Source organism: Stieleria neptunia, from assembly GCF_007754155.1.
In the GTDB taxonomy this organism is placed as follows: Bacteria; Planctomycetota; Planctomycetia; order Pirellulales; family Pirellulaceae; genus Stieleria; species Stieleria neptunia.
The window spans coordinates 420156-437443 of sequence record NZ_CP037423.1 but is presented as its reverse complement, the minus strand read 5'-3'; the positions used below and the strand labels follow the sequence as shown (position 1 = coordinate 437443).

Here is a 17288-nt window from a genome sequence, read left to right as displayed (position 1 = left end):
TGATGGATTCGGAATCTGCGGAGTCAATGGTGAGCCGCTGGCCGTAAGGCCTCGGGCGGGCGCCGGAATGCCCGGCCGCTTACGCGTCGCGGCTCACTCAATCAACAGACCGGTCAGCGAGCGGCGCGTGCAGGGCGGAAGACTCTGAAACCAGCACCCACCACCGGCTGACGGCCAATCCCACTTTCTTTGACGCCAAGCGGGGTGTTTTTTGTTAGCGGCAGGGCGCAAGCCCTCCGGTCTTTCACGGTGTTTTTGAAGCGCGACCGGACGGCTCGCGCCGTTCCGCTAACACCTTGAGAGCGAAAGTAGATGGCATTGGCCGTGACGCCACGTGCCGGAACCGTCGTCCCCCGCCCGCTACGAAACGGCGGGCTCAGGCGTCAGCCGCACCGGCGGTGGAACGGGCAGACGCCACATCGCGACCGCGGTCAACAGGGCTCCCATCAGGCCCAAGCCGATCACCACCACCAAAAACAGGGCCATTTCAGGCGACGGATCCTGGTCCTGAGTCTCCGGCCCCAGCACGACCGCGAACACGCTGATCGAATTGTTGACGAAGTGACCGAGCATGGCCGGGATCAACGAAGCGCTGCGCCAGGCGATCACGCCCAGATACACCCCCAACGGAAACACGGCGATGATGTGGATCAAGTCCATGTGAAAGACGGCAAACAATGCCGAGGACAGGAAAATCCCCAGCGCCGGTCCGATACGACGGTTCAGCCGTGTTTGCACATAGCCGCGAAACAAAAACTCTTCGCAGAACGCCGGTGTCGCGCCGATCAAGATCGCCAGCGGGATCAGAAATCCCGTTTCACCGTGACTGCGAAAAATATCGGACATCATCTTCAGGCTCTCACTTTCTTCCATCAGAGAACCGACCGCGATCGACGAGATGAAACCGATCAGCGGCGTCGTCAACGCCGCGGCAACCCAGGCCCACAACGGCCAATGTCCACGGACCAATGACAACCGCTTGGAAAAACCGACCGGCGACAACGCAGCGGCGATCAAGGTCGGCAGAACCAACGCCAACTGCGGCGCGACGACCATCAACAACAATCCCACGCGTGAGGCGGACACCGTTTGCATCGCCTCGGCACTGACCATCATCCGCGGACTGAACTCGCCGTGGACGACATAAAACGCCACCACCATCATCACCAGGCTGGACAGCAGAAACGCGACCAGCGAAATCAGCGGCAACAACAACGCCGGCCAGATCCGCGGTCGATCCCGCTGGGCAGGCGGTGGCGGCGACTCCCCTCCAAAGCCCGTCGACTCCCCGGCTGAAAACTCCCCGGCTGAAGATTCCCCCATTGCGGGGTCGACGGCGTAGGGATTGTGCGGCTGTTCGCCGTAGGGTTCTCGCATCGCTGATTTAGCCTAGACCGGATTGTTGGTCATATCCGAACATCACGTTCATGTTCTGTACCGCGGCGCCGCTGGCGCCTTTGGACAGATTATCAATCGCCGACAACAGCACCAACCGCTCGCCCGCGCGGCGCACCGACATCTGAACATAGTTCGTTCCCGCAACGTGTGCGGTGGCGGGCAGGTGATCCACCGGAGTGACGAAGGGACTGCCGGCGTAACAATCGCGCCAACTCTGCATGACCCGGTCAACCGCCGGGTCGGTTGATCCGTCTGCGGTCGAACCGCTCGCCGATTCAGCGGCCAACCCCTCCGATGGCCGGACATAGATCGTCGACAGAATGCCGCGGCTCATCGGGGTCAAATGCGGTGTGAACAAGGCTTCGATTTCACGCCCTGCGATCCGGCCCACCAGATCCTCGATCTCCGGTTGGTGACGATGGCAGCCGACGGCGTAGGCGGCGATCGACTCGTTGGTTTCGCAGTACAGCGTCCCGACCTTGGCGCTGCGGCCCGCACCGCTGACCCCGCTCTTGCTGTCGATGATGATGTCATCGCCGCGGATCAGCCCCTCGCGAATCAACGGGGCCAACGGCAGAATCGCGCTGGTCGGGTAACACCCGGGGTTGGCGACCACGTCCGCGCCGGCGATTTCCTCGGCGAAAAATTCCGGCAACCCATAAACCGTCTTGCCCACCCGCTCCGGCCAGGGGTGCTTCACGCCGTACCACGATTCGTAAACGCGCAGCGAGGAGAGTCGGAAATCGGCACTGAAATCGATCACACGGACGCCGACATCGACCAGTCGCCTGACGGTCTCGGCCGACGCCGCATGGGGCAGACAGCACATCGCCACGTCACAGCGTTTGCCGATCCGGACCGGGTCCAATTCCTCCAGTTCCAGATCCAGACGCCCGGCCAACGAAGGGTGCACCGAAGCGATCGGTTTGCCCGCTTCTGCCCGCGCCGTCGCGATGGCCAATTCGGCGTGGGGGTGATGGGTGAGCAATCGGGCGACTTCCAATCCGGTGTATCCGGTGGCACCGATCAGGGCGACAGAAAGCGACATGGGGCGATTTTCGATTCGGGAAAAAAGGGGGGGGACAAAAACGTCATTTCGTCGCACCCGTCTCAAACAACGCCACGGGCAGACGGATGGCGATGCACGGGGGGGCCGACCGTCGATTGTCACGTTTCGGCGTTTTAGGCCACCAGCGACGAGACAAATGACCATTTAGCACCGGAAAGTCATTACTTTAAAGGGGTTGTGAAACGGTTCACGCTGTTTTTTTCGGGCGCTTGCACGTGCGCAGTTTCCTGCAAAGCTAGCCGAATGCGACGCGGTCCGCGACCAGGAATTTGCATGTCCACTTGTTATTCGCACGCACGAAATCATCAACCACGATGCGCCGGGCCCACAAAGGTTGCATGAGCCGTCTGAGCTACCAGAGATTGGAATCGCGTCGCCTGCTGGCGGCCCGACTGGATGCTGCTGGCGATGGCCCGCTGGACGATTACGAAACCGACGCCCGGTTGATTGAGCGATTTTATGGCCCGCTGGTTCCCGGCCGCCCGGTCCCACCGATCCAGGGCATCGCGCCGCTGGTCGGTGAAACACCCGACGGTGACTTCCCCGTGGCCTCCGACGAGGCCGACGACGAGGCCGACGGTGGGCTCAGCGAGGCCGCGCCGTTCTCGTTGGACGATACGTTCACGCTGCACAGTCGGCCGGATTCCAATTTCACGATCTACCTGGACTTCGACGGACACACCACGACCGACACGAGTTGGAACACGGGTTACGGAATGTCGGTCATCGAGCATCCGAACTATTGGGGCGGAACGGGAGCGGACTTTTCCGCCGCTCGGCTGGAATTGATTCAGCAGATTTGGCAAATCGTCGCCGAGGATTTCGCGCCGTTTGACGTCAACGTCACCACGCAAGAACCCGGCGATCTGGATGACCTTCGTTACAACGGCAGCCAAGACACCCGCTGGGGCACGCGCGTGGTGATGACCAAGGACACGTTTGCCGATTGCAGTTGCGGCGGTCACGCCTACCTGGGCGCCTTCGATGATCGCCAAGACGAACCCGCGCTGGTTTACAACAACGGACTCAACACGGGCAGCGAAACGGCCAGCCACGAAGTCGGCCACCAACTGGGCCTGCATCACGACGGGGCCGGCAGCAAGACGTACTACAGCGGGCACGGCAGCGGATCCACCGGATGGGGGCCGATCATGGGCTCTCCGTTCAGCAAACAGATCACCCAGTGGAGCGCCGGCGACTACTACAACGCCAGCCTGACCGACGAGGACGACTTGCAACGGATCACCGGCAGTTCCAATTTCCCTTACAACGCGGACGACCACGCCAACGATCCTTCCTCCGCTTCGCCGCTCCGCGAATCCGGTTCGGTCGCCGTCGATGAATTCGGCATCATCGAACGAAACGACGACGTCGATTGGTTTCAATTTTCCACCGGCGGTGGCAACGTCTCGCTGCAGATCGACGTGCTCGATTACAAACCGAACCTCGATGTGTGGGCCGGACTGTACGATGCGTCGGGCACCTTCCTGGTTGATTCCAACCCCCAAACATCGCTGTCGGCTTCGCTGCAAAACATCCCGCTGGCCGCCGGTGATTACTTCCTCAAAATCGACGGCGTCCCCCGCGATGGCAGCTACGACGCTGAACTGGACGCCGTGGTCGAACCCACGCCGGCCCCGTACACCGTGGCCAACCCGCTCGGTTACAGCGACTACGGCAGCTTGGGCCAGTATCGGATCAGCGGAACCATCATCGACCCCGGCATCGCATCGGTCTCGATCACCGCCACCGCGGCAACGGTTGCCGAGGGGGAACAGGCGGAATTCACGCTCAGCAACAGCGATGGCGGCGACGGCGATGTGATCGTCGAAGTCCGCTCGGTGCGTCAATCGGCGCCGGGCCAGCCGGCCCCCAACTCGACCGAGCCCGCCGATTTCGGGGCGCCGCTTCGACAAACCGTTTCGATGATCAACGGCAGCGGGACGTTGCGGATCCCGATCGTTGACGATGCAATCAGCGAAGGCCCCGAGTTCTTTGAGGTGCACATCGTCGACGCGGCAACGTACGCCGTGGCCGATCGCGTCGCCGCCATGGAAGTCGAAGAAATCATGTCGATCTATTCCATCGACGCGACCGCGACGATCGCAAATGAAGGGGACTCAGGGATCGGTTCGACGCACCAGTTCACCATCGATCGCGACGGACCGCCCGCGCTGGCCCACGAGGTCCATTGGCGACGCGTCTTCCCGACCGACACCATGACGTCGGCCGACCCGCTGGATTTCATTTCCCCCGCCTCCGGATCGGTTTTCTTTGAGATCGGCGAGACGTCCCAGACGCTGGAAATCGAGGTTCTCGGTGACACCGATTCGGAGCCCGACGAATCCTACTCCATCGAGTTGTACGTTCCGACCGGCGGAACCTATCAAGTCGATCCAGACGCATTCAGCGCCGACGGCCAGATCATCAACGATGATCCGGTCCTGCCCGAAATCACGTTGCGCGGCGATCAAGCATTGTCGATCGACGATGGCGCTCCGGCGATGATCGACAACGGGACCGACATGGGATTGGTGGACGTCCAAGCAGACACTCAGACGCAAACCTTCGCGATCGAAAACGACGGCGGCATGGATTTGTACCTGTCGTCGATCGCGATCTATGGAGCCCACAGCGGCGATTTTTCCGTCACGCGGCAGCCCGCTGTCTTGGTCGGGCCGGGCGGATCAACGACCTTTGACGTCACCTTTGATCCGACCGCCGCCGGACGGCGAGACGCCAGAATCCTGATCTCCAGCAACGACCCCGACGAGTCCGTGTTCGACGTCCCCGTGTCGGGGCTGGCGACCGATCTCCGTGTCGAACGGGTCGAAGTCAACCAGGGCGCCATCTCACGCAGCCGACTCGATTCGGTCACGGTCGTTTACAACCAACCGGTCGACCACCAATCGCTCTCGGATGCCTTCGAAATTCGAAACCTCACCACCGGCCGGTCTGTCGATTCCATCCAAGCGACGCCGGCCGATATCGACGGACGCACCGAAGTCGTGCTGACCTTTGAAAATCAAAGCGGCGCCGTGATTCTCGACGACGGCAATTACGAACTCCGCGTGCGATCGTCCGCGGCGATGTCACTGGCCGTCGAACCCTATCCGATGCGCAACGATCTGCTATTCGGCAGCGAAGCCGGGGCGGTCGATCGGGCCGACGCGTTCTTTCGCCTGTTCGGCGATTCCGACGGCGATCGCGACGTCGACGGTCAAGATTACGGGCGCTTCGGATTGTCGTTCCTGCGGCCCAACACCGCGGCGGAATTCAACGACGCCTTCGACGCCGATCGGGATGGCGATGTCGATGGACTCGACTACGGCCAGTTCGTCCGCAGGCTCCTGACGACGCTGTAGCGATTGATTCCAATTGAAAACGAGGGTTAGACCGGACGGCTCGCGGTCTGCCGTTACTGTGAGCCGCGACGCGTAAGCGGCCGGGCATCGCGGGCGCCCGCCCGAGGCCTTACGGCCAGCGGCTCACCATTGACTCCGCAGATCCCGACTCAATCGAACCGGAACCAAGCTCTAACGCAGCGGCGGTGAGTTTCCGGCGGCGATGCTGAGGTCTCCGCCGGGGACGAAGTTTCCGCTCAACAGGTCGGTCAACTTCGCCCGCGCGTCGCGTTCCCGCGGTTGCTCCATGCCCGGCGGGCTGCCCCAGAACAGGTGCGTGTTGTCGCCGGTGGTGATCTCCAATTGGGGCACCAGGTTTAAACGTGAGTCCCCGCTGACAGTGATTTTGGCGATCCGAATTTGATCGCGGACGGCCGAGAGCAGCTTGGCCAACAACGCCGCCGACTCCACGCGGCGGTCGCCAAACGGGGTCCCCTCGTTGCCGGTCGGGTACAGCTCCCAGACCTCGATGTGAATCAATTCCATCGCATCGTCGTACGTCAAACCGGCGGTCGGCAGCAGCATCCCTTCGCCATCGAGCGGCAGATAGCCGTTCACGTCCGAGACCGGATAGCCGAGACTTTTTAGGTGCTCGGCGATCATCTGTTTCCATTTCTCGCCTCCGGTGACATGGAACGCCGCCACCGGTTGGCGGTAATCCAGGTCCAGCTCGAACTTGCCCGACGGCAGCTTTCGAACGCGATGGACATGTTTGACCCAGGGGTGGCTGGCAAAGGCCGACGCCAGTTTCGCCGTCACGCTGCGATCGACCGGCGACAACTCCGTCAACCGTGTTTCGTCATAGACTTCCGCCACCAAATCGGTCCGGACGTACTGATGGGGCGGGGAAATCGTGATCGATTGCGGATCCACGCTCCCATAGGCCTGGGCGAAATGCTCGGCGTACCAGCGTGAATAGGCGACGTACGAACCGATCAACAACAGCATCGGCCAAATCAACGACCAGGCCGCCGGCGCCAGAATCAGTCGGCGCAGGATGCTGCGGATCGGGCGATGATCGGTTTGCTCGCTTTGCTTGGCCATCCGGCCGTACCTTCCCTGGATAAAGCCCCCCATTGCCGGCCGATTCCGATCGGCCACGCAGCACGTCCCCCCAGACTTACCAAATCTGAAGATTCAGCTGCAAGTCGATCCCGGTTTGCAGCAAGACTTGCTCTCGAACACGGTCGATCAATTTCAAGCACTCGTCGCTGGTCGCCCCGGCGTGGGCGACCAGGTAGTGGGGGCGGGCCGAATCGAGCGCCACGTTGCCTTCGCGAATTCCGGCAAGCCCCACGCTTTGGATCAATTCGCGCGCCGGCATGCTGTCGGGGTCGATAAACGGCATCGCGATCCGCTCGATGTCCGCCGGCCGAGCGGCATTGCGGGCGATCCACAGTTTTTGCAGCCGTTTGGTCAACGCGACCGGGTCGGCGGCCTCGAGTTTGAAATCCACTTCGACGATCGTCAAACCGTCCAACGCCGTCTTGCGGTACGTGAACCCGACCTCGTCCTGATCAAACTGCTTGATCGTGCCGTCGTTTTGCAGCACCCGCACCCGTTCGACGGCCGAGCCGATGTCGCGGCCCCCGCTGGAAACGTTGCCGACGACCGCCGCGCCCACCGTGCCGGGGATGCCGACCAGGTGTTCCAGTCCGCCCAGCCCGCCGCCGACGGCTTTGACAACCGCGTGCGAAAGCTTGCCGCCGGCACCCGCCGTCAGCCGATCTCCGTTGATCGAGAGCGCGCTCGTCGCCGCAGCACCCAGGGTGATGACCAGACCGTCAAAGCCCGCTTCACGCACCAACAGATTGCTCCCCGAACCCAGCACGCGTGTCGGCAAGTCGTTTTCGGCTGCCCAGGTGACCACCTGGACGATCTGCTCGAAATCCACCGGCTCGGCGAAAAAATGGGCCGGACCGCCGATCCCGAGCCAGACCAAGGGGGCGAGGGGCTCATCGGAGCGGATGAGGTGCTGGAGGTGTTCGGGAATCGTCATGGTTGGCTAGCACGTCAGAATCGAAAGCGTCGCCCGTGAGAAACGGCCACGGGCCAAGCGAAATCATAACGGCCCGCGACGCATTTCAGGTAGGCGGAGTCGCTCGACTTCACCGCCGAAGTGCACTGGATGGTCTGAAAGGGGACGTCCCCGCGGATTCCGCCAGCCGCGTCGCTGTGACGCATTGGTTAGCGGTAGGGCGCAAGCCCCCTGTGTTTCGGCAACGATGAGGAACCGGAGGGCTCGCCGTCGGTCGGTTTAATGGGATTTGTCGAGTCAATGGTGAGCCGCTGGCCGTAAGGCCTCGGGCGGGCGTCTGACAGCCCGGCCGCTTACGCGTCGCGGCTCACTCAATCGACGGGCCACTGGCGCTCTGCCGCTATCACCCGGTAAAACGCAGGGAATCAATGCCTGGGCGGCGTTCAACCGCGTCCCAACGAAACGGCCGAGCGAATCAGATTCCGGACCGGTTGCTGTGTTTGAAAGCCTTTCAACTGATGACGCTTCCACTCTCCCCCGCCGGTACGGGTGAACATGATGATCTGGGGAAGCATCCGCTCGCCCTTGGTCAACTGCTTGACCAGCTCGGGGTTCGCATCGCGATCCAACACCGCGACGCTGACCTCGTCCAACTCACCGGTCTGGGCCATCGGCTCCAGGGTCGTCTGTTTCAGCACGTTGCACGCCGGGCACCAGGGGGCTCCCACGACGACCATCAACGGCTTGTCCTGCGCGACCGATTCTCGGTAGGCCTCGGCGTAATCGGTCTTCAGCGATGCCGACGTGACACTACCAAGCACTACAGCTAACAGCAACGAAACCATTCCTAGCTCCTTTTTTCAAGCAAAATGACCGTTCGGCGATGGCGACACAATGTCGGTGATTTGAATCAATCGTGATGAATAGATGCCGATTCATTCAGACGAGGAACCGCCGAGGGCTAGTTTTCCCGTTGTCGGTCCACCCGGCGTGTTTCCGCGTCGATTCGGCTCGCCGTCTCGATCGGCGCCCAAGTGACCAACAATCGTCCCTAAGGTGAGATCGTCTTTCACAAACGAATTCTCGCCTTGATCCTCCCCAGGACCATTCTGGAACGCCTGGTGAAAGGCTTCCGAAAACAGGCTCCGGGTAGACTGGGCGGAGTATATGGGTGCCCCGGACGGCTTCAAGCCGTGCTGATTAGATTTCTGTGATTATCAATTTGCGGTTCATCGTGCTAAATTGAAGCACCCGAGAGCCAATTCGCCGCCCAGTCGCTAAGCTGCTGTTAGACAACAAGTTGGGGCGTGCCAAACGGATGCCCGCCGGGCCAAAACGACAGATGCACAAAAGTCCACCTGTCGCGAGAATGGAACGATGCACGCCCTTGTTTGGAAATCCCTGTTGGAAGCCGTTGTTTGCAAACCTGTTCATTGCCGAACGAAACGTCGTGCGGCACTCCCGATTTCCGCACGATCCCGCCGCGATTGAGACGTCGACCTGATGAAGCTTCGAATTGGTCTGATCGGGCTGGGTGATCTGTGGCAAACACGCTACCGGCCGGCACTCCGCATGCTGGACGATCGGTTCGATGTCCGTGCGGTCTACAGCACGATTTCCAAATTAGCCGAATCCACCGCGGCCGAGTTCCAGGCCGATCCGATCGACGGCTATCGCAGTCTGGTCTACCGCTGCGACATCGACGCCGTGTTGATCCTGAAACAGTGTTGGCTCGGCTGGCTGCCGGCGCTGGCCGCCTGCCAGGCGGGCAAGGCGGTCTACTGGGCCGCCGGGCTGGACTTTGATCCGCATCGTCAAAACGCGGTGCTGCGGGCGATCGAGCAAAGCGGTGTTTCGTTCATGGCCGAATTGCCGCGTCGATTCGCCCCGGCGACGCTGCGGCTGAAGGAATTGATCGCGACACGCCTGGGCCCGCCGCGGCTGATCCGCGTGCATCGCCAATCGATCAGCGACCAGACACCCGGCGACGCCGGGCCGACGGCCTGTCGCACCGACGATTCGGAATTGGTCGAGCTGGTCGATTGGTGCCGCTACGTCGTCGGAAAAACCCCGCACTGCGTCACCTCGGTTTGCCAGGAAAACACGTTCCAATCGCTGATGCTTCAATACGACTGCACGCCCGATCAGGGCGTGATCGCGGAGATCGCCACCGACGGCACGCTGCCGAGTCGCTGGAAGGAAGCGGCCAGCTTTCGGTCGCCGGCGGCGATGAAGATCCAGTGCGAAAACGGTGTCGCCTTCATCGATCTGCCCAGCAGCCTGGTGTGGTTCGATGATGCCGGCCGCCATGTCGAATCGCTGGAGACCGAATCGCCGGTCGGCGAACGCATGCTGCGTCAGTTTCATCGCAGCGTGACCAGTTTGGTCCGTGACCTGGGCGGTCTGGTCGATGCCTATGAAGCCGCCGCGGTGGTCCAAGCCGCCCGCCAAAGTCACGAATCGGGACAACGCGTCCTGCTTCCCGCCGGCAGGGTGGCGGGTGAACGGTAACGGGTGTCGGTGGAACCAGCGGCCACTGCCCGCCCCCCGGCGAACGCCCGTCCGGTCAGTACACCGTGATCGCGCGGACCGTGTCGGCCCGTCCGTTGTAGTACACCCGCTCGCCCGGCCGTAGCGTTCGGATCGGCCGGCACAGCTGTTCGGCCGACCAGATGCGGATCGGGTCCCCGCGACGCACGATCACAAAACGCTGCGAGGCCAGCGAGACGATCAACGCGTCACAGTTTGCGATCGTTGGGGACGGCGTTGCAGGGCGTCGGGAGTGCGTCCGCGGTTCGGTTGGCTCGGTGGTGGCTGTCATGCGCGAATTCTTGGACCGGCCGGGACACGTTTGGTCCGTCTCGGTCCGTCAACCGCTTGCCGATCGGGCGGTGCAGTTGCGGCAAGAAAATCCAATCGGATTGCCGATGTCGCGGTTTTGCATCCTATGTTTTTCCAGGGTTCATTCCCGCATCCAGCGTTCGGCGGCCTTTGCCGAGCTCGCATGCCCGGATGACCCGCACAAACCAAACGACTCGCACGGGACAGTCGGCCGATCAGCCTGCCGACACGGCGAGGCCACACGATTTCCCCCACCCTGCACCTCGCGATCGCGCAATCCTAAGGACGAGACTACAGATATGGCAACTCGATCAATGCCCGGCAAAGCGGATAGTCGCCAAGATCAATTCGAAGAAATCAAGACTCGGATTCACGGCAAATTGGTCGACAAGCTCGACCTGTCGCGTGTCGGAGACATGAAGGGTGATGCGTTGCGTCGCGAAATCCGCGTCGTCATCGAACACCTCTGTGATGCCGATGATGCCCTGCTGAATCGTCAAGAACGCGAACGCATCGTCGACGAGGTGTTGGACGAAACCTTCGGGTTGGGGCCTCTGGAGTTGATCCTCAAAGACCCCAAGGTCAGCGATATTTTGATCAACGGCCCCAAGAGCATTTATGTCGAAAAGGGCGGCCAGATGCAGAAGACCGACGTGGAGTTCCGCGACGGCAAGCACCTGTTGCAAATCATCGACCGGATCGTCAGCAAGGTCGGACGTCGCGTCGACGAAACGTGCCCGATGGTGGACGCGCGTTTGGAAGACGGCTCGCGGGTCAACGCGATCATTCCGCCGCTCGCCCTGGACGGAGCCGCGGTCAGTATTCGACGTTTCGGCAGCAACCCGTTGAAGCTGGAAGACCTGCTCAACTACAAAGCCTTCACCCCGGAAATGGTGATGCTGCTCGAAGGTTGCATCAAAGCCCGACTCAATTGCATCATCGCCGGCGGTACCGGTTCGGGTAAAACCACACTGCTCAACACGCTTTCGTCCTTCATCGGTCACAGCGACCGGATCGTGACGATCGAAGACGCGGCGGAATTGCAACTGCAACAAGACCATGTCGTGCGGCTGGAAACCCGTCCGCCCAACATCGAAGGCAACGGTGCCGTCAGCGCCACCGACCTGGTCAAGAACGCCCTGCGGATGCGTCCCGAACGGATCATCATCGGGGAATGTCGTGGCGGTGAAACACTGGACATGTTGCAGGCGATGAACACCGGTCACGACGGTTCGTTGACCACGCTTCACGCCAACACCCCACGCGACGCCATCGCCCGTCTGGAAACGATGGTCATGATGGCCGGCTTCGAATTGCCCGTCAAAGCGATCCGGCAACAGATCGCCGGTGCGGTCGACGTGCTGATCCAAGCCAACCGCTTGCAGGGCGGCCCCCGACGGGTCACCGCCATCACCGAAGTGGTCGGGATGGAACAAGACACGATCGTGCTGCAAGACATTTACAAGTTCGAACAAAAAGGCATCGGGGAAGACGGCAAGGCGTACGGAACCTTCGAATGTTCCGGTGTCCGGCCCACGTTCATGGACAAACTGGAATCCGCCGGCGTGCGGTTGCCCTCCAGCGCGTTCCGTGAGCGAACCATGATGCAAGCCTAAGGGCGACCCGCCCCAACTCTCCAGCATCCCAGCCCGATTACGACTCCACGACTCCACGACTCCTCGCAACCTCAACGACCTGATCTGACATGACCGGTACCGTCATCATCATCGCCGTCGGCATCTTTGTCGCCTCCCTGGTGGCACTTGCTGCCAACATGCTTGTTCCCGGCGGTGACAATACCGCGACCGAAGACCGGCTCGCGCAAATCGCTTCGCGGCGTCGCGTCAGCGGCGGCAAACAAGCCGAAGAGTCGGGTTCGTTGCTGATGGAAGGCGGCTTTGAAGACGCCTCCGGACTGATCGGCAGCATCATGAAAAGCCTGCCCGGTCTGGGTGAGTATCTGGACCAGGCCGACGTGCGAATGCCACCGGCACAATTCGCCATGATCTGCCTGGGCGCCTTCGGTGCCGGCGTCGCACTCTGCATCGCCAGTCCCTTCAAGTTATTGGCCATCTTTGTCGGCCCCGTCTTCGCGCTCGTGCCGGTCGGGTGGCTGATGGTCAAACGAAAACGTCGGCTTTCCAAGTTCGGCAACCAGATGCCCGAAGCCCTCGAACTGCTCGGTCGATCGCTGCGTGCCGGCCACTCGCTCAATGCCGGTTTCGGTTTGGTGTCCAAAGAAATGGAAGACCCGTTGGCACGCGAATTCGGACGCGCCTTCGAAGAACAGAACCTCGGCATCCCGCTCGATGAAGCGATCGAAGACATGGCCGATCGGGTCCCCAACATGGACCTTCGATTCTTCGCCACCGCCGTCGTGCTGCAGCGACAAACCGGTGGTGACCTGGCTGAGATCTTGGACAAGATCGGACACCTGATTCGCGAACGACTGCAGATCCTCGGCCAGATCCAAGCCTTGACCGGGGAAGGTCGAATGAGTGGTGCCGTCCTGCTGGCCCTGCCACCGGTGCTGTTCTTCGTGATGCTGTATTTGAACAAAGAATACGTGATGATGTTGTTCAACGATGAAATCGGTCAGTACATGCTCGGCTTCGGATTGATCTCCCAGATTATCGGTGCACTGGTGATCAAAAAGATCATCACGATCAAAGTCTAACCCGAATCCCACCCTTCACCGTCAGACCCGTCTTTTACCGGCCAACCGGATCCTTACGATGACCCTTCTGCTAGCCCTTTCGCTCAACCCCGTCTACGTCACCGCCGGTGCGATCTTTCTGTTCGTGACCGTGGGCATGTGGTTCGTTTTGGCACGTGTCTCCGGCGACGACAAGCCTCGCGCCGAAGCGCGTTTGGACATGATGCGAAAGCGTCGCGCCGGCCAAGCGACTGCCGCCGCGGGCGATGACACCGCCAGCAAAAAGAACGAAGCCCTGACCGCCTACCTGGAAAAAGCCGCCACGCCGCTGGCGGATAAGGTCAGCGGGAACGAAAAAGAGATGGGCCAGCTCCGCGAAATCTTGATGAACGCCGGCTTCCGACGCGAAGCCGCACCGATCGTCTACAAAACCATCCAACTCGGTGCCTCCGCGCTCGGACTGTTCATCGGCAGCGCTTACGGACTGTTCGCCAACGGCTTCGGCCAAGACATGATCATCAAAGTCGGCGGCGGACTGATCATCGGATTCATGGTGCCGAAATTCACACTCGGGATGATGGCCAAAAAGCGGATGGAAAAAATCTTCCTCGGTCTGCCCGATGCCCTCGACTTGATGGTCGTCTGCGTCGAAGCCGGCCTGGGGATGGACCAGGCGCTCAGGAAAGTCGCCGACGAAATGGAAAAGAGTCACAAGGAGATCGGCGAAGAATTTGGCATCGCCAACAAACAGCTTCAACTCGGACGATCACGTAGCGAAGTGCTCCAGGCACTCGGCTTTCGAAGCGGTGTCGATGACTTGAAACAACTCGCGTCGATCTTGATCCAAGCCGACAAATTCGGGTCCTCCATCGCCGCGGCGCTGCGGGTCCAAAGTGACGCGATGCGAACGCGACGACGTCAGATCGCCGAAGAAAAAGCGGCCAAGACCGCGGTGAAAATGATCTTCCCGCTCGTCCTGTTCATCTTCCCCGGCATCTTCGTCGTCCTCGTCGGCCCGGCCGGTATCAGCATGTACCGCAACATGCTCAGTCAGTAGGCAGGTGTAGGGTATGCTGTGCATACCAACCGTCACGCACAGCGTGACCTACTCAGTAACCAGCCCCCGCGCGACGGTGATCTCCACGTCGGCGACCAGGCGGTCGGAATACTGCGTCATCGTGAACGTTCCGCCGCGGAACCAATTCAACAACGGCGCGACGTAGTCGGCCGGCGGTGTCGGCAGCGGTTCGTTGCCGTTCCAAGCCGTGCTCTGCCAACGTTTTTCGATCGGGTCATACTCGTACCGGCCCCCCAACGGGCATTGCAGCGGCACACCCAGCACCAACGTGACCTGCTCGATCGCCTCGTCGGGACCGACATGCAGTTGCTCGGAGAAAAGATTCAAAAACTCCGCGCCCGCCCGACTGGCTTGGGCCGCGTTCTGATACAGCTCGTTGTTGACCCAGCCTTCCAACTGGCTGCCCAGCAAACTGCCGACGCGTCCGCGGGCCGTCGCCGGTTGCCCCACGTCGGTCGCTTCCAAAAACGGCAGCGTGGCGTTGAGGATCTCGGGCTGAAACGACAGCACGCTAAAGCCTCCGCCGCTGTATCGGTACAAGCCGCCGAGCAGTTTGGACAGACCGGGGCCGACCGGTCGACCACGCCCCAGCCCCAGCGGCAATCGGTCCAGCGCCCCCGGTTGCGGCCATGCCCCCAAGTACGCCGGCAACTCGCGGAGCGCCCAATAGGTCTTCAGGATTCCGTCAAACTGGTCCGGTGCCGGCGGATACGTGTCCTTGATGCCCGCGAACAGGTGAGTCGGCGGGCCGATCTGGGCGCTGGCCACGTGGGCCTGGACGGAGACGATGTCGTCGGGTGCAAATCGCATCGCGACCGAAGTCGGCGGACCGAGTTGCTTGGCCCACTTGCCGTACTTTTCCGGGGTCAGCGGAGCGATCTCGGCGTGGATCGAGATCCGTTCCAGCGTGTCGTCGCCCGGAATGTCTTCGCGACGCAACGCCACGATGATCGGGTCGATCTGCGGGAATCGTTCACTGTATTCGTTGGCGATCCGCGTGTACCAATCAGATTCCTGCTGTGTGACCGATTCGATCTCGATGTCCGCGATCGGCACGAAAGTTCCCCGGACGCCGCGCAGCGTGTCGATCACTTGATCGCCGACCGAGATCACGCCGCTGCCGTCGCTGCGGTTGCCGAACGACAGCGGCAAAAATCCCTTTTCGATCAGCTCCTCGACGCCCAATCCCCAATCGCCATCGGCGCTGACTCCCTCGGCCGTCGCGGCCAGTCGTGCCAGATGAACCAGGGCGACATCGCTTTCGGCCCTGGACCGCCGCCGCAGCTCGATCAAGTATTGGGGCGAAACCAAACCTTGCAGCATTTCGGGCGAGAAGTACGCAAAGATCGTATCGTCACGTGTCGTCGGCACCAGCGACCGCGACAAACGAAACGAGTCCGTCGCGGCGAGTGATTCACCGCTCTGGCCGACTTCAAAAAATCGTCGCACCAGCGTCTTGCTGTTGGTGATCAAGAAATAGCCGTCGTCTTCGGCCAGAAACGAGCGTACCGAATTGTCCGCGCTGGACAGAAACGACACGTCACGCCCGGCGATCTTGACCGTCTTCAACGTCACCGCCTCATCGCCGCGGGCGCGATTGGAACGGTCCGACGACAACGACGAACGCAACAGAAACGCGTTGGCCGATTTTAAGATCACCCCCATCGACGCGCCGTCGGACGTAAACAGGTCGCGTCCGATCACCGCCTGGTCCAGCACGACCGTGGGGCCCAATGTCCGGGAAAGTTGGTTGATTTTGACCGAAATCTGTCGCTGGAATTGCGCCGTCGCTTGAACTTCCGTCCCACGCAGTTTGACCATGCGGCCGACGTCGCCGCCGTACTCTGCCGCCAAATCCAGGAACCACAGGTAATTGGAAAACTGCCCAAACCGCAGATAAAAACATTCCGTCGGCACCCGCGTCGCGATCGGTTCGGTGACCACCGATTCATCGATCGGCCCCAGCGTCGGGGCTTTCCATCGTGGGCCTGCCGGCAGCGCCACCATCGCCGCGACATCGTGACGCTGCTTGGCCGGCAGATTGACATCGGTCAGCCCCGCCGACGTACGACGAAACACTTCTTGCGTGACCGCTTCGGCCCCGCCCAAGTATTTCAGCGTCGCCCACAACGGATCGCCGTGGTCCGTGGTTTCGGTGAACCACGTCGGCAACGCGTTGTCCGTCCTGCCACTCAGCATCGCGACCAGGTAGCTTTCCACCCAGGGCGGATAATCGCCGGCGTCGATTTGTTCTTTCGCGTTGGCCGCATACGTGTTCCACCAACGGGCCAACGCCACACGATACACCGTCGCGTCGCGGGTCGGTTTCAATTCATACACGCCCACGTCACCCAAGCCGTCGGCCACGCGGACCCGCAGCGGCGTTTCGCCCTTGAACAAGAACGTCGCCCGCCGCGCGATGATCTGGCTCGTCGGCGCGTCCGTGTCGGTGATCTCGCGGAGCAGATTGCCCAGCCGACCCAACAGTCGGCCGTTGCCCGGTTGCGGCACCGGCCGCTCCGACGGGGGGATGATCCGGGCCTCCACGTCCTCGCTGACCGGATAAAAAACGCGCCCCGAATCGCTGCTGACCGTCAACGGCCGAGGGGCCTGGCCGATGATCGGGGCGGCCAACGGTAACTCGATCGTCGCGATGCCATAGAGCTGTTCTCCGGGCGCGAGCACGGCGGAGGCCAACACATCGACCGCGTCGGCCGCCGGTGAAGCGAGCATCTGTGAGCACAACACACACAGCAGCACGAACGTGGATCGCATACAACGCATCAGAAAATCCTGGAGAGAAAATCACACGGCTAATTCGCGTCCGTCCGCCGGGTCGTCATCGACCCAGGACTTGGCGATAC

At 61.5% G+C, this 17288-nt stretch carries 12 protein-coding genes; 5 read left to right on the top strand and 7 right to left on the bottom strand.

Going from position 1 to position 17288, the window contains the following annotated elements; translation table 11 throughout:
* Positions 1–360: 360 nt before the first annotated feature.
* Entirely contained in the window at positions 361–1377 is a 1017-nt protein-coding gene (locus Enr13x_RS01565) for a type II CAAX endopeptidase family protein (protein WP_145384394.1), read from the bottom strand.
* Positions 1378–1384: 7 nt separating this feature from the next.
* Entirely contained in the window at positions 1385–2446 is a 1062-nt protein-coding gene (gene argC / locus Enr13x_RS01560; RefSeq protein WP_145384393.1) for an N-acetyl-gamma-glutamyl-phosphate reductase, read from the bottom strand.
* Positions 2447–2805: 359 nt separating this feature from the next.
* On the opposite strand from argC, the gene Enr13x_RS01555 reads away from it, so the two are divergent.
* Positions 2806–5832, top strand: a complete 3027-nt coding sequence (locus tag Enr13x_RS01555) for a choice-of-anchor D domain-containing protein (protein ID WP_197455700.1) — start codon at positions 2806–2808, stop codon at positions 5830–5832.
* Positions 5833–6003: 171 nt separating this feature from the next.
* Here Enr13x_RS01555 and Enr13x_RS01550 read toward each other — a convergent pair whose 3' ends face one another.
* From Enr13x_RS01550 to Enr13x_RS01540, 3 genes are all read right to left on the bottom strand, one after another.
* Complete coding sequence (locus Enr13x_RS01550) at positions 6004–6915, bottom strand: cell division protein FtsQ/DivIB (RefSeq protein WP_145384391.1); 912 nt, start codon at positions 6913–6915, stop codon at positions 6004–6006.
* 76 nt (positions 6916–6991) lie between these two features.
* Complete coding sequence (locus tag Enr13x_RS01545) at positions 6992–7870, bottom strand: UDP-N-acetylmuramate dehydrogenase (RefSeq protein ID WP_145384390.1); 879 nt, start codon at positions 7868–7870, stop codon at positions 6992–6994.
* 422 nt (positions 7871–8292) lie between these two features.
* A complete protein-coding gene (locus Enr13x_RS01540; protein WP_145384389.1) occupies positions 8293–8694 on the bottom strand; it encodes a thioredoxin family protein in 402 nt (133 codons plus the stop codon).
* Positions 8695–9352: 658 nt separating this feature from the next.
* Here Enr13x_RS01540 and Enr13x_RS01535 point away from each other — a divergent pair.
* Positions 9353–10360, top strand: a complete 1008-nt coding sequence (locus Enr13x_RS01535; protein WP_145384388.1) for a Gfo/Idh/MocA family protein — start codon at positions 9353–9355, stop codon at positions 10358–10360.
* A 55-nt stretch (positions 10361–10415) separates the two neighbouring features.
* On the opposite strand, the gene Enr13x_RS01530 is transcribed toward Enr13x_RS01535, so the two are convergent.
* Positions 10416–10670, bottom strand: a complete 255-nt coding sequence (locus tag Enr13x_RS01530; RefSeq protein WP_145384387.1) for a hypothetical protein — start codon at positions 10668–10670, stop codon at positions 10416–10418.
* 319 nt (positions 10671–10989) lie between these two features.
* On the opposite strand from Enr13x_RS01530, the gene Enr13x_RS01525 reads away from it, so the two are divergent.
* The 3 genes from Enr13x_RS01525 (at position 10990) to Enr13x_RS01515 (ending at position 14403) form a co-directional block, all read left to right on the top strand.
* Positions 10990–12306: a CpaF family protein gene (locus tag Enr13x_RS01525; RefSeq protein WP_145384386.1), complete on the top strand. Its 1317-nt coding sequence runs from the start codon at positions 10990–10992 to the stop codon at positions 12304–12306.
* A gap of 89 nt (positions 12307–12395) precedes the next feature.
* Complete coding sequence (locus Enr13x_RS01520; RefSeq protein WP_145384385.1) at positions 12396–13367, top strand: type II secretion system F family protein; 972 nt, start codon at positions 12396–12398, stop codon at positions 13365–13367.
* Positions 13368–13425: 58 nt separating this feature from the next.
* The gene (locus Enr13x_RS01515) at positions 13426–14403 is read left to right on the top strand and encodes a type II secretion system F family protein (protein ID WP_145384384.1); all 978 of its coding nucleotides are present in this window, start codon (positions 13426–13428) and stop codon (positions 14401–14403) included.
* A gap of 48 nt (positions 14404–14451) precedes the next feature.
* Here Enr13x_RS01515 and Enr13x_RS01510 read toward each other — a convergent pair whose 3' ends face one another.
* Positions 14452–17208 (bottom strand): hypothetical protein, encoded by a 2757-nt coding sequence (locus Enr13x_RS01510; protein ID WP_145384383.1) that lies wholly within the window; start codon positions 17206–17208, stop codon positions 14452–14454.
* Positions 17209–17288 lie beyond the last annotated feature (80 nt).

Excerpts from the sequence above, each read along its gene's own strand:
- Enr13x_RS01515 (WP_145384384.1), top strand. The coding sequence starts at position 13,426 with ATGACCCTTCTGCTAGCCCTTTCGCTCAACCCCGTCTACGTCACCGCC.
- argC (WP_145384393.1), bottom strand. The coding sequence starts at position 2,446 with ATGTCGCTTTCTGTCGCCCTGATCGGTGCCACCGGATACACCGGATTG.
- Enr13x_RS01550 (WP_145384391.1), bottom strand. The coding sequence starts at position 6,915 with ATGGCCAAGCAAAGCGAGCAAACCGATCATCGCCCGATCCGCAGCATC.
- Enr13x_RS01565 (WP_145384394.1), bottom strand. The coding sequence starts at position 1,377 with ATGCGAGAACCCTACGGCGAACAGCCGCACAATCCCTACGCCGTCGAC.
- Enr13x_RS01545 (WP_145384390.1), bottom strand. The coding sequence starts at position 7,870 with ATGACGATTCCCGAACACCTCCAGCACCTCATCCGCTCCGATGAGCCC.
- Enr13x_RS01520 (WP_145384385.1), top strand. The coding sequence starts at position 12,396 with ATGACCGGTACCGTCATCATCATCGCCGTCGGCATCTTTGTCGCCTCC.
- Enr13x_RS01530 (WP_145384387.1), bottom strand. The coding sequence starts at position 10,670 with ATGACAGCCACCACCGAGCCAACCGAACCGCGGACGCACTCCCGACGC.
- Enr13x_RS01540 (WP_145384389.1), bottom strand. The coding sequence starts at position 8,694 with ATGGTTTCGTTGCTGTTAGCTGTAGTGCTTGGTAGTGTCACGTCGGCA.
- Enr13x_RS01555 (WP_197455700.1), top strand. The coding sequence starts at position 2,806 with ATGAGCCGTCTGAGCTACCAGAGATTGGAATCGCGTCGCCTGCTGGCG.
- Enr13x_RS01535 (WP_145384388.1), top strand. The coding sequence starts at position 9,353 with ATGAAGCTTCGAATTGGTCTGATCGGGCTGGGTGATCTGTGGCAAACA.
- Enr13x_RS01510 (WP_145384383.1), bottom strand. The coding sequence starts at position 17,208 with ATGCGTTGTATGCGATCCACGTTCGTGCTGCTGTGTGTGTTGTGCTCA.
- Enr13x_RS01525 (WP_145384386.1), top strand. The coding sequence starts at position 10,990 with ATGGCAACTCGATCAATGCCCGGCAAAGCGGATAGTCGCCAAGATCAA.